The organism is Steroidobacter flavus (assembly GCF_042651805.1).
In the GTDB taxonomy this organism is placed as follows: Bacteria; Pseudomonadota; Gammaproteobacteria; order Steroidobacterales; family Steroidobacteraceae; genus Steroidobacter; species Steroidobacter flavus.
The window spans coordinates 1942220-1954580 of sequence record NZ_JBHSDU010000003.1; the positions used below are offsets into that span (position 1 = coordinate 1942220).

Annotated in this window: 9 protein-coding genes; 3 read left to right on the forward strand and 6 right to left on the reverse strand. The window is 61.7% G+C overall.

Annotated elements, in window-relative coordinates; genetic code table 11:
- Positions 1 to 183: 183 nt before the first annotated feature.
- Positions 184 to 2148: a S9 family peptidase gene (locus ACFPN2_RS13890; protein ID WP_380597455.1), complete on the forward strand. Its 1965-nt coding sequence runs from the start codon at positions 184 to 186 to the stop codon at positions 2146 to 2148.
- A 131-nt stretch (positions 2149 to 2279) separates the two neighbouring features.
- On the opposite strand, the gene ACFPN2_RS13895 is transcribed toward ACFPN2_RS13890, so the two are convergent.
- Together ACFPN2_RS13895 and ACFPN2_RS13900 are read right to left on the reverse strand one after the other, a co-directional pair.
- On the reverse strand, positions 2280 to 3176 hold the full coding sequence (locus tag ACFPN2_RS13895; protein WP_380597457.1) for a hypothetical protein: 897 nt from the start codon (positions 3174 to 3176) through the stop codon (positions 2280 to 2282).
- Entirely contained in the window at positions 3173 to 4576 is a 1404-nt protein-coding gene (locus ACFPN2_RS13900) for an alkaline phosphatase D family protein (RefSeq protein ID WP_380597459.1), read from the reverse strand. Before ACFPN2_RS13900 ends, ACFPN2_RS13895 begins: the two co-directional genes overlap by 4 nt.
- Positions 4577 to 4641: 65 nt before the next feature.
- On the opposite strand from ACFPN2_RS13900, the gene ACFPN2_RS13905 reads away from it, so the two are divergent.
- Positions 4642 to 6753: an ATP-dependent helicase gene (locus ACFPN2_RS13905; RefSeq protein WP_380597461.1), complete on the forward strand. Its 2112-nt coding sequence runs from the start codon at positions 4642 to 4644 to the stop codon at positions 6751 to 6753.
- A 32-nt stretch (positions 6754 to 6785) separates the two neighbouring features.
- Positions 6786 to 8789 carry a C1 family peptidase gene (locus tag ACFPN2_RS13910; protein ID WP_380597463.1) on the forward strand — a complete coding sequence of 668 codons (2004 nt, stop codon included), beginning with the start codon at positions 6786 to 6788 and terminating at the stop codon, positions 8787 to 8789.
- Here ACFPN2_RS13910 and ACFPN2_RS13915 read toward each other — a convergent pair.
- The 4 genes from ACFPN2_RS13915 to ACFPN2_RS13930 are packed head-to-tail and all read right to left on the reverse strand — an operon-like array spanning position 8719 to position 12359.
- The gene (locus ACFPN2_RS13915; protein ID WP_380597465.1) at positions 8719 to 9270 is read right to left on the reverse strand and encodes a DUF192 domain-containing protein; all 552 of its coding nucleotides are present in this window, start codon (positions 9268 to 9270) and stop codon (positions 8719 to 8721) included. The two genes, ACFPN2_RS13910 and ACFPN2_RS13915, sit on opposite strands and share 71 nt — an antisense overlap.
- A gap of 21 nt (positions 9271 to 9291) precedes the next feature.
- Positions 9292 to 10191 (reverse strand): type II secretion system F family protein, encoded by a 900-nt coding sequence (locus ACFPN2_RS13920; protein WP_380597467.1) that lies wholly within the window; start codon positions 10189 to 10191, stop codon positions 9292 to 9294.
- Positions 10192 to 10205: 14 nt separating this feature from the next.
- Entirely contained in the window at positions 10206 to 11054 is an 849-nt protein-coding gene (locus ACFPN2_RS13925) for a type II secretion system F family protein (RefSeq protein WP_380597469.1), read from the reverse strand.
- A gap of 3 nt (positions 11055 to 11057) precedes the next feature.
- Entirely contained in the window at positions 11058 to 12359 is a 1302-nt protein-coding gene (locus ACFPN2_RS13930; protein ID WP_380597471.1) for a CpaF family protein, read from the reverse strand.
- Positions 12360 to 12361: the final 2 nt, after the last annotated feature.

Genomic DNA, 12361 nt, shown 5'->3' on the forward strand with positions numbered 1-12361 from the left:
AACGGCTGCCGTGGGAAAACGCCCGGAAATTGGCTTGGTTCCGATTGGCTGAATTGACGCAGGAATTGCCGTACGACACTCTCCCGGTCCTCTTTCTCCGGGAGCGCCATTCCTATGTTGAATGCCCCATTGCGTGCTCTGTTGCTCGGCTTGGTGGCTTGTCAGTTTGTCCCGTCAATGGTCATGGCCTCAGCAGAGCGCCGTGCCCTCACCGCCGAGGACATCAACGCCGTGCGCGAGGTGAGCGATCCACAACTTTCGCCCGACGGCCAGTGGGTGGCCTATGTGGTTCGCACCGCCGATCCGGTCAAGGACAAAGGCAACAGTCATATCTGGATGTCGAGCTGGGACGGCAAACAAAACGTGCAGCTCACCAACTCCGACGATAGCGAGAGCACGCCCCGCTGGAGCCCCGACGGCAAGTATCTCGGCTTTCTCACCGCTCGCGGCGAAGACGAGCCGCCGGAACAAGTCTGGTTGCTGGATCGACAGGGCGGCGAGGCCAAGCCGCTGACCGGCTTCAACGGCGACGTGGTGGATTTTCGCTGGTCGCCCGACGGCAAGAAGCTGGCGCTGATCGTCAGTGACGAAGATCCCCGCAAGTTGCGAGGCGCGGATAAAGATAAGACACCGCCGCCCATCGTCATCGATCGTTTCTACTTCAAAGAAGACGTGACCGGCTATCTGGGCACGCAGCGCCAGCATTTGTATGTATTCGACATGGCCACGCGCAAGGCGGAGAACCTCACGCCGGGCCGCTTCGACGAAAGCATGCCGAGCTGGTCGCCCGACGGCAGCCGGATCGCGTTCTATAGCAATCGCAACGAAGATCCGGATCGGAACAATGAGTTCGGCTTGTATACGATCGAGCCGCGCGCGGGCGCGTCGGCGATGCTGATCACCAAGTTTCAAGGCGACGAAGGCGATTCCTCCTGGATGAGCGCGCCGAGCTGGCGACCTGATGGACGCGAGCTGGCATTCGTCACCGCCGGTGATCCGAAGCTCATTTATTACTCGGTTCACAACATCGCTGTGGTCGCTGCGTCGGGCGGGACGTCGCGCCTGCTCACGAAGTCTTTGGATCGAAATGTCGTCGAGCCGCGTTGGGCGGGCGATGGCAAGTCGATTTATTTCTTGCTGGAAGACGATCGCAACCAGGTCCTGTCGCGCATTGCTGTCGCTAGCGGCAAGGTCGATCGCCTGCTCGACGGCCGGCGTGAAACCACGGCGTACTCTGTCGATAGCAAAGGTCGCATCGCCGTGCTCGACAGCACGGTGGACTCGCCTGATGCGGTCTATGCATTGGACGGCAAGCAGCCGCGCCTGCTGTCACATCACAATGATGAGTGGCTGGCGAGCGCGAAGCTCGGCACGACCGAGGAGATTTCGTTCTCGTCGAAGGATGGCACTCGCATCAGCGGCTTCATCGTGAAGCCTTCGGGCTACGTTGCTGGCCAGCGCTATCCGACGCTGCTGTGGATTCACGGCGGTCCGGTCGCGCAGTACGCGAACTCCTTCACGCTGCCGTGGCAGATCTTTGCTTCGCAGGTCTACGTGATCGTCTCTGCCAATCCGCGCGGCAGCTCGGGCCGAGGTGAGGCATTCACGACGGCGATCTACAAAGATTGGGGCGGCAAGGATTCGGAAGACGTGCTCGCCGCCGTGGATCATGTCGTCCAGCAGGGCATCGCCGATCCGAATCGATTGGGCGTCGGCGGCTGGAGCTATGGCGGCATTCTCACCAATGTCGTGATCGCCAAGGACACGCGCTTCAAATCGGCGACCAGCGGCGCGTCGATTTCGAATGTGCTGGCGGGGTACGGCACGGACATGTACATCCGCGAATACGAGATAGAGTTGGGTGTACCCTGGAAGAACCTGGAGACCTACCTGCACAACTCGTACGCGTTCCTACATGCGGATCGCATCAAGACGCCAACACTGTTTCTGTGCGGCGATCAGGACTTCAACGTGCCGCTGCTGAATTCGGAGCAGATGTATCAAGCGCTCCGCAGCCTCGGTGTGCCGACGCAGCTGGTGATTTATCCGGGACAGAACCACGGGATTCGCAAGCCGTCGTATTTGAAGGATCGGATGCAGCGCTATCTGGATTGGCACGGCAAATATTTGAATCAGCCGCAGAGCTGACGATAGCTACGCGCGCCGTTCTCGGGCGAGAACGACTGCACCTGATCGCGGCTAGTGGATGCGGAGCGGGCGCGTGCCCGTCGATCAGGCTTCTTCTTGGATGCGAAGCGGCGCGTGCCCGTCGATCGCGGCTACTTCTTCTTGGCGGTGGAGCGGCGTTTACCCGTCGCGCGCGGCTGAGACGATTCAACGTCGGTGCGCCGGCGCAGGCCTTCAAACAAATCGTCATTCCTGGTCGTGCGCACGATCTGATCGCCTTGCACGTCGTCGCGGATGCCCAGCGCCGCGGCGGCCGGCTGGCGAATGAGATAAGCGCCTCGCGGCGTGAACGCCTTCGACGACGGCTCGGCGCGGTCGTACGCCTCGTACCACCAGCGCGCCGCCTGCCAAATCGCCTCGGGACAACTCGAGGCCGACGGCAGCCCGGGGCTGAGATCGATGTTGGCCAGACCGTGCGCCCGCTCCAAAAGCGTCGCGGACGGAATGCCATGCCCCTGCATCAATGGATTGCCACGATCGCCGACCGCCCAGCAATAGCCCAGCCACGCGACGATCTGCGCCAGCAAGTCGACGATGTTTCTTTCCTGGCCGATGCGAGCGACGTGTTCCTTGATGGCGGCGTGCGCCTCCGTGAACTGCAGCACCGCGATGTTTGGATAGAACATCGAATCGCCATAGCGCGATTCGGCATCCAGCTTCACCGCTTCCAGCCCGTTCCGCTCCACTCGAGCACTGCTGTTGCTGATCGCATCGACACGCGCGGTCATCAACACATCGCCGTCGATGAGCAGGCCGCAGGTCGACCAGAAGCTCGGCAACAAATCCTGCCGCAACTCCGACTGCGCCACCCGCATCCGAAAATCGACGATGGAGCTGCCGCCGAGCAGCACCACCCCATCGCGATATCCCGTCGAGCTCAGCCAGGCGAAGTTCGCCACTTCGCCCTGAGGGGCCGCGTCCGCCGGCGTCTCGATCAGCCGAGGATTGCCATGGGCAACGTCGGAACGGCGCAGTCCGGAAAGATTCATGAGCGGGTCCCTAAGAAATATTCCTGACGAAACGACGGACGGCTGGCATCGAGCTCGTCCAGCCGCCACTGCGAGACGGTGCAGAACACTCGCTGCCCGCGTCGATAGAACTCCAGCAACATCGTGCCTTCGTCCGAGGAGCGCAGCGCGTCCTCGGTATGCAGCGTTGTGCCGCTGAACGAATGCCGGGCCGGCAAACTCGCCTTCGCCGGTGCCGCGACCCAACCGCCGAACAACGACAGCAATTGCCCGCCTGCGACCAGCGACAATGGCGAGCTGATCAATTCAGTCACTCGACGTTCGTTGCTCGACGTGCTCCCCGCAGGGAACGACGACCAGGCGATGCGACTGAAATGCAGATCGCCAGTCAGCACCGTCGTGCTACGCGCCGAACGTCCCAGCAGGTCCATCAACTCTACATAGTCGCGCTCGTAGTCCGCGAGACGGTAGTCGCCGAAGTTGCCCCGACGTTTCGAGGCGCTCTCGAAAATCGGCTGGCCCAGCACCAGCACGCCCAAACCTTGCGGCTCCGCGGCCCAGGCTCGAAGCTGCCGCCACTGCGTATCGGAAAACAAACGTTCGCAACACTCGCCGCGATTCACCCGTGTATCGAGCACGAAGAAATCCAGCGGCGGCACGCGAAAGCGCTGACCGTTGGCAGTATCGCCTTGAAACGTTTGTCCGAGCGCGCGAGCCATCGCCTGCCATGCCTTGCGCTTGGTGGAATCGCTCGTGTCGCGAGCGGTCGCGCTGGGATGAGGCGCGTTGTTCCATAGCTCGTGATCATCGGTGCAGAACACGTTCGCGCCTTGCGCCAGAATCGTGTTCAGTCCCTGCTCGGCAAACCAGGTGCGTGCATAGGTCGCGGAGTGACGCCGCTCCAGTTCGGCGACGCTGTGAGATTCGATCGCGAATTCGTACCAGGGCGCGTCCAGATACACTTGATCGCCCGCCCAGATCCGCAGGTGCGGCCGCAGTCCATTGCGATCGAGCTGCGAGAGCAATGACGAGGCAAGACGCGAGCGCTTATTGCCCGTGAAGTAACAGGACGACAGCAACACTCGCAGCGGTTTGGTTTCGTCGCCCAGCTGCTCCGGCAACGTCTCGAAGCGCGCTTGCACCGGCTCGCTGTCATTGAGACTCGCGCTGGCCTCGTACACGCGATCCGATTTCAGCGCGCCTTTGTCGATGAACTGATAGTGCAGCGGCATGGCGCCGGTCGGCTGCCAGGCAGCGGAACTCTTTGGCGGGAAACCCTGCCAGTCTTTCACCGGCACAGGCACATCGATGCCGTTTACTCGCAAGGAGATCGAGCCCAGCTGCGCTTTATCGACACCCCGCGCGCACAGCCAGAGCCGAGCGCTGTGCTGGGTGACCAGATGTGGCAGCAAGTAGAGCATGGCGCGATGTTTCGGCGGTCAGTCAGCTCTGTCGTTATATACAGTTTTGCGCCATTATAGCCGCGATGAGTATCGCAGCCAGCACCGCCCCCGCGTCCACGCCCACCTTTGGAGAAACCCTGAACGCCGCTCAACGGCGGGCGGCTCTCTATGGCGCGCACTCGGCGGACGGATTCGCCGCAGGTCCCTTATTGATCATCGCCGGCGCCGGTACAGGCAAGACCAATACGCTCGCCCATCGAGTCGCGCACTTGTTGCTCGAAGGCGTGGCGCCCGAGCGCATTCTGCTGCTCACGTTCACGCGTCGTGCCGCTCAAGAAATGCTCCGGCGGGCGGAACGGATTGCCACTGAAGCATTGGGCAATTCTCCGCGCGCCGGCGCCATTCATATCAATGCCGCTCGCCTGCTCTGGTCGGGCACGTTCCACTCCATCGGCAATCGACTGATCCGCGAGTACGCGCACGTCGTCGGGCTCGAGCCGTCGTTCTCGGTCATGGATCGAGGCGACGCCGCCGACTTGCTCGACGTGGTCCGCCAGGAACTGGGCTTCGCCAAGAAAGAGAAGCGCTTCCCGCGCAAGGACACCTGTCTTGCGATCTACTCACACAAGGTGAACAGCCGAGCCCCGCTCGCGAAAACGCTGCAAGACGTGTTTCCCTGGTGCGCCGAGTGGGGCGACGATCTCACGAAACTGTTTCGCCGTTATGTCGAGCTCAAGCATTCACAGCAGCTGCTCGATTACGACGACCTGCTGCTCTACTGGCATCTGCTCGTTCAGGAATCGGAGCTCGCACAAGCCATCGGAGCCCGCTTCTCGCATGTGCTGATCGACGAGTATCAAGACACGAATGCGCTGCAGGCCGAGACCGTACTGGCCATGAAGCCGCACGGCGCGGGGGTCTGCGTCGTCGGTGACGATGCGCAGGCCATTTACTCGTTTCGGGCCGCGACGATCGACAACATCCTCGAGTTCCCGGCGCGGTTCATCCCGGCCGCCGAGATCATCAAGCTGGAGCAGAACTATCGCTCCATCCAGCCCATTCTCGATGCGTCCAACACGTTGATGAGCGACAGCCCGCGGCAGTACCAAAAGGAGCTGCGCTCGGGACGCGACTCGTCCCGCCGTCCTTTTTATGTCTCGGTTCAGGACGACAAGGCTCAGGCCCTCTACATCGTCGAACAGATCCTGGCCGCGCGCGAACAAGGCGTCGCGCTGCGCCGGCAAGCGGTATTGATGCGCAATTCACATCACGGCGACATGCTCGAGCTGGAACTGATCCGGCGAAACATTCCCTACACCAAATATGGCGGCCTGAAATTCCTCGAAGCGGCGCACGTCAAGGATGTACTGGCGCTATTACGCTGGGCCGATAATCCACGCAATCGAATCGCCGGCTTTCGCGTGCTGCAATTGTTGAGCGGCGTCGGCCCTGCCGTGGCCGATCGTTGTCTGAAAGTGTTTGAAGCCAGCGGCCATGCGTGGCCGACACTGGCTTCCTATCGCATGCCTTCGGCGGCTGAGCAGGATTGGGCGGGCCTGGTCGAGCTGGTCAACGATCTGTCCCAGGCGCGCGAATGGATCGGTCAGCTGAGCCGGCTCCGTAAATGGTACGAGCCCCAGCTCGAGCGCATCTACGACGCCGCGCGCGTGCGCATCGGAGATATCGAGCAGCTCGAACGGCTGGCGGGTCAGTACACGTCACGGGAACAGTTCATTACCGAGCTGACGCTGGATCCGCCGCAGGTCACCAGCGATCTCGCCGGCGATCCGGCGCGCGATGAGGACTATCTGATCCTCTCGACCATTCATTCGGCCAAGGGTCAGGAATGGGACTCGGTGTATGTGTTGAACGTGGCGGACGGCAACTTTCCCAACGAGCATGCGACCGGCCGGCCCGACTTGATCGAAGAAGAACGGCGCTTGTTATATGTGGCGATGACGCGCGCCAAGCACGACCTGCATCTGGTCGCGCCCCTGAAGTACTACATCACTCAGCAAAGCCGCACTGGCGACGCTCATGTGTATGGGGCGCGCAGCCGTTTCTTTAACGATCGACTCATGCAATGTTTCGAACAACGCGCGTGGCCGGCGACGCCTCAAACGCTGAATAACAAGGCGTCTGATACCAAAGTACGAATTGACGCCGCCGCCGCGCTACGCGCAATGTGGGATTGACTCCTCTTTCCATAACAACACAAGGTCCATCTATGGCGAAGCGCACGGCCCGCGCTGCGGCTGGCAGCAAGCGCGCGAAAACCAGAACCTTCGACGTCCGCCGCGACACGCTCGATTTCCGGGACAAGATGTATGTCCCGACGCTGATCGAAGTGCCCACCGAACGCGAACTGGAACGCTATCGCGAGTTCCGCATTCCCATCCTCAATCAAGGCTCCGAAGGCGCGTGCACCGGCTACGGCCTCGCGACCGTCGTGAATTATTTGCTGACCACGCGCAAAGTGGTGAGCGACTGCAATCCCTGTAGTGCGCGGATGTTGTACGAGCTCGCCAAGCGCTACGACGAATGGCCCGGCGAAAACTATTCAGGGTCGAGCGCGCGTGGCGCGATGAAAGGCTGGCACAAGCATGGCGTGTGTTCGGAAACGCTCTGGCCTTCGGCGGCCAGCGAGAGCAAGAAGGGCCAATTGCTGACCGGCCTGAACGACGCACGCACCACCGACGCTCTGCGCCGTCCGCTTGGCGCGTACTACCGCGTGAATCACAAAGACCTGGTCGCCATGCACTCCGCGATCGCCGAGGTCGGCGTGTTGTTCGCCACGTCGAACGTGCATCAGGGTTGGCCTCAATGCGGCGACAACGGCCTGATCGAATATTCCGAGACGGTCATCGGCGCTCACGCCTTTGCCATCGTCGGCTACGACAAGCACGGTTTCTGGATTCAGAACTCGTGGGGCGAGGAGTGGGGCTACCAGGGTTTCGCGTGCATCAGCTACGACGATTGGCTGCAGAACGCGACCGACGTGTGGGTCGCACGGCTCGGCGCGCCAATCGAATTGAAGAGGAGCAGTTCGACTGCAGTCGCTCATTCAGCATCGGCAGGTCAGTCGGCCGCGTATTCGTATCCGGATCTGCGACCTCACATCATCAGCCTCGGCAACAACGGCGAGTTCAAAGCCGGCGGCAACTACGGCACTTCACCGGAAGAGGTCGCGCAGCTGTTCAAGAGCGAGCTGCCGAAAGCCATCGACAGCGCTGGCTACAAGCACATCATGCTCTACGCGCACGGCGGCCTGGTGAGTGAGAACTCGGCGGTTCAGCGATTGGCCGATTACCGCCCGACGATGCTTTCATCGGGCATCTATCCCTTCACCTTCATCTGGCACAGCGACTACTGGACCACGGTGAAGAACGTCCTCGATGACGCCTTCAGTCGTCGCCGGCCGGAAGGCGCGCTCGATGCCGCGAAGGACTTCATGCTCGATCGGCTCGATGACGCGCTCGAACCGCTGGCTCGTGTGCTCTCGGGTAAGGCGGCGTGGGATGAGATGAAAGAGAACGCGCTCGGCGCGACGCAGAACACCAAGGGCGGCGCGCGTGCCGTGGTCGGTCATCTCAAGCGGTTGATCGAGAAGTTGCCGGCCCAGCAAGTGCCGAAGATTCATCTGGTCGGTCACAGTGCGGGCAGCATTTTCCACGCCCCGCTGGTCACTGCGCTGAATGAAGCCGGCATCGACGTGGAGTCGTGCACGCTTTGGGCACCGGCCTGCACGGTCGAACTGTTCAAGCAGCACTACCTACCGGCGATCAAGAAGAAGCGGATCAAGCGGTTTGCGTTGTTCGCGCTGTCGGATAAGTCCGAGCAGGACGACAACTGCGCCAACATCTATCACAAGTCGCTGCTCTATCTGGTCTCGCATGCCTTCGAGGACAAGCCCCGCATTCCGCTGTTCCGCGACGGCGTGCCCATCCTCGGCATGGAGAAGTTTCTGCGTAAGGACGCGGAGCTGATGGCCTTGTTCAAAGGCGACAATGCCAGCTTGGTGATCTCGCCGAACAACAAGCCACTCAACTCCATCGACGCGTCGACCTCGCTCCATCACGGCGATTTCGACGACGACAGCGCCACCGTGCGTGCGACGTTGCGCCGGATTCTGGGCGACGGTGTGGGCAAGACTGAGAGCATCAGCTTTCAACGCTCGGCTTCGTCGCTACGCGAGCGTCGCGTGCGGGCCGACAAGGCTGCGGGCTTCTGATTTCTGCTGGACCGGCGTTCATACAGCGCCGGTCCAGCGGCAACCGCAACGAAAACTGCAAGGGCGCTCGCTCACACGGCGTGTGCCTGGCTCCCGGCTTGATCGTCGGTCGCTCGCTGGGATCTTCCGAGGCTTGATCCACGATCAAATAGATGCCGGCCGTGATTCGCGTCGTCGCGATCTTGCCGGCCGCCAGCTCCAGAACACGCGTCGTGTCCTTCGGCGCAATCACGATGCGCCACGGCGCGACGTTTTCCGCCACTCCCAACACTCGCATCTGACGATTGAGGAACACGACGTCGATGTTGAACCGCATGCCGAGCGTGTGAACGCTGCCGCCCGGCACGAGCAGCAGGCCTTCCTGCTCCGGGATGCTTCGGCGACGTAACAATCCGATGCAACGTGAACGAAACGAACACGCCATATGCACGTGATGCGCGACGCATCGCCCGTCGGCCGTGCGTAGTTCCAGCGTTCTCATGAGCTTCCTTGCCCTCCTCGATCAAAACAAGCTGAGCGCGCCCGCCTCCAGCAGCTGAATCGCGATCGGAAAGCCGATGACGATGAACGTGGTGGGAAACAGCAGCGCGATCAATGGAAACAACATCTTCACGGGTGCCTGGTTCGCCAGCTTCTCGGCGCGTAGGAATCGTTCCTGTCGACGTTGACGCGCTTGATCCGCCAGCACGTCACCGAGTGAGCCTCCGGTCTGCTCGGCCTGTGACACGGCGGCAGCGAAGTTGGTCACCGATGGCAACATGACTCGGGCGGCGAGCCGGTCGAGCGCCGCCCGGCGTGACAGGCCTGCACGAGATTCACGCAAGTAGCGAGAGAACTCCTGCTTCACCGGTCCCTCACGGAGGGAGCCGACCGCTTGTTCCAAAGCGGCAATGAAGTTCAGACCGGCCTTCATCGCCAGCACCAGCACGTCGAGCAAGAAGGGGAAGTCCTTTTCGAAGCGCGCCTGCCGCCGCTTGGTGACTTCGCGCAGCCGCAGATCGGGATAGAGAAACGACAGCGGGACGAGGCCGACTGCAATGGTGAGGTACAGTGGGTCTCGCAGGTTGAAGCCCACTATGGCGATGACAGCGGCCATCACGCCGACTACCCCCGCAACGCGGCGGATAATGATGAACTCAGCTGGATTGATCAGATAGGCGGCGCCCGCCGCGTCGAGCTGTTCTTGGATCACTTCACGACGCTGGGTGGTCAACGACGCGTCGACGGCCTCGCTGTACCAGCGCATGGCAGGTCGAAGGACTCGCAGAAACCAAGGGAGCCGATCGCGCCAGGCCTCGTCGCGACTCGCCGATGGCTCCTTGCCAGTGCGCAACGCTATCGGCAGCAGTAGAACCAGACAGCAGCTCAGCCCGGCCAACATCATTGCCACGTACATGCTCATGGTGGATCACGCCTCTACACATCGATGCGCACGATCTTGCGGATCATCCACACGGCGATGGTCATCATCGTCGCCACGATCGACAGCACGACCCAGCCATACCACTGCGTGAACAGCAGGCTCATGCGCGCCGGTTGCTGCTGATAAAGCACGAAACCAATGAAGACGGGCAGCAGGCCGACCACCCAGCCTTGTGCCCGGCCCATCGAGGTCAAGGCGTCGATCTTGCCCTCCATGTGTGCTTTGTCTTGCAAGGTCCGCGCGAGAGATTCGAGCGTGTCGGCGAGATTGCCGCCCACACGACGCGAAACGTTCATTGCCGTGTTCATCAGATCCAACTCGGACGCACCGACTCGCTGGCGCAGATCGTCGAGCGATTCGTGCAGCGGCCGTCCGACCCGCTGCTCAGCGAGCACGATGTTGAATTCCTGACTCAGCGGCGCAGGTTGGCGCGCGGCCATCAGCTCCAGACCGCGAGCGAGATTGCAGCCGGCTCGCAACGCGGAGCTGAGAGCGAGTAGTGCGTCGGGGAGTTGGTAGACGAAGCGCTTGCGCCGCTGAGTGGCGATGCGCTTCGCAAGCAGCCATGGGCCGGTGAGACTTGCGATCGTCGCGGCGACCCACCCGGTGGGTCCTATCGAGACGTAGGCGAGCGAGCCTGCGACCACAGTCATGGCTGCACTGACCGCGAACAGCGATCGTGGATTCGTTAGCACAAAGCTTTGTTTCAAGCTTGCGCCGATGCCGGCGATGAAAGAGCGGCGGTAACTGAGCGCGGCTCGGAGGAGCAGCGTCGCCAGTAGGATCGCGGCGACGGCCGTACAGAGGATTGGCACCAGCGGTGTGTGAGCGAGCGGGTCCATGCTTCATTGCTCCGATCGAGCGTCGGAGAAGATGCTTCGATCCAGGCGCACGCCCGCCTCATCCAGCGCTTCATAAAACGCCGGCGGCTGACCGCATCCTTGATAGCTCCCGACCACGGCGCCTCGCGGCCCGATGCCTCTCTGTCGAAAGTTGAACAACGGCTGCGTGAGAATCACATCCCCTTCCAACCCTTCGACCGCAACGATCGCCGTGACCCGCCGGCGACCATCGCTGAATCGAGAGAGCTGCACGATGATGTCGACCGCCGATGCGATCTGCTCCCGGATCGCACGCACTGGCAATTCCATCCCGGCCATCAGCACCATTACTTCCAGACGCGATAACAGGTCTCGCGGCGAGTTCGCGTGCCCGGTTGTGAGCGAACCGTCGTGGCCTGTGTTCATCGCCTGCAGCATGTCGAGCGCTTCGCCACCGCGGCATTCGCCGACGATGATTCGATCGGGTCGCATGCGTAGTGCATTCCGCACCAGATCCCGAATCGTGACTTCGCCACGACCTTCGACATTTGCAGGTCGCGCTTCGAGCGAGATGACGTGCGGTTGCGCGAGCCGCAGCTCGGCGGCATCTTCAATGGTCACAATGCGCTCGTTGCTGGCAATGTGCTCCGATAGCGCATTGAGAAATGTCGTCTTGCCGCTGCCCGTGCCGCCGGACACGATGATGTTCTTCCGGTACTGCACGCAAATCTTCAGGAACTCGGCCATCGATGCGGTCAGCGCGCCGATATCCACCAGCTTGACCATGGAATAGCGCTGGCCCGCGAACCGACGGATGGTCAGGATCGGCCCGATCAACGACAGCGGCGGAATGATCGCGTTGACTCGTGAGCCATCGGGCAATCGTCCGTCGACCATGGGCACCCCTTCATCGATGCGACGACCCAGCGGCGCCACGATGCGTTCGATCACACGCATCAAGGATTCATTGCTGATGAAGCGTGCGGGAACGGCGGAGAGCAGACCGTCGCGTTCCACGTAGATTTGATTGGGGCCGTTCACCATGACTTCGCTGATGTTGTCGTCGTGCAGGTACGGCTCGATGGGGCCGTAACCCATGATCTCGGCCGTCATCTCCTGGACGAAGCTGCTGACGTCGATGCTGGCGGGCAGCCGTACTGCGCCGGATGCGAGGATGGTTTCAATCGCTTGCTTCGCCTCGGCGCGTAGGTCTGTATCGGCGAGCATGTTCAGCGCTGTGCGCCGGAATAGATCCAGCTCGCGCAGGACCAGTGGCTGCAACTGTTCCTTGAGGGCTGCTGACAGTTCGGCGTGCGGTGTAGTCATCG

Excerpts from the sequence above, each read along its gene's own strand:
- ACFPN2_RS13890 (WP_380597455.1), top strand. The coding sequence starts at position 184 with ATGGCCTCAGCAGAGCGCCGTGCCCTCACCGCCGAGGACATCAACGCC.
- ACFPN2_RS13895 (WP_380597457.1), bottom strand. The coding sequence starts at position 3,176 with ATGAATCTTTCCGGACTGCGCCGTTCCGACGTTGCCCATGGCAATCCT.
- ACFPN2_RS13900 (WP_380597459.1), bottom strand. The coding sequence starts at position 4,576 with ATGCTCTACTTGCTGCCACATCTGGTCACCCAGCACAGCGCTCGGCTC.
- ACFPN2_RS13905 (WP_380597461.1), top strand. The coding sequence starts at position 4,642 with ATGAGTATCGCAGCCAGCACCGCCCCCGCGTCCACGCCCACCTTTGGA.
- ACFPN2_RS13910 (WP_380597463.1), top strand. The coding sequence starts at position 6,786 with ATGGCGAAGCGCACGGCCCGCGCTGCGGCTGGCAGCAAGCGCGCGAAA.
- ACFPN2_RS13915 (WP_380597465.1), bottom strand. The coding sequence starts at position 9,270 with ATGAGAACGCTGGAACTACGCACGGCCGACGGGCGATGCGTCGCGCAT.
- ACFPN2_RS13920 (WP_380597467.1), bottom strand. The coding sequence starts at position 10,191 with ATGAGCATGTACGTGGCAATGATGTTGGCCGGGCTGAGCTGCTGTCTG.
- ACFPN2_RS13925 (WP_380597469.1), bottom strand. The coding sequence starts at position 11,054 with ATGGACCCGCTCGCTCACACACCGCTGGTGCCAATCCTCTGTACGGCC.
- ACFPN2_RS13930 (WP_380597471.1), bottom strand. The coding sequence starts at position 12,359 with ATGACTACACCGCACGCCGAACTGTCAGCAGCCCTCAAGGAACAGTTG.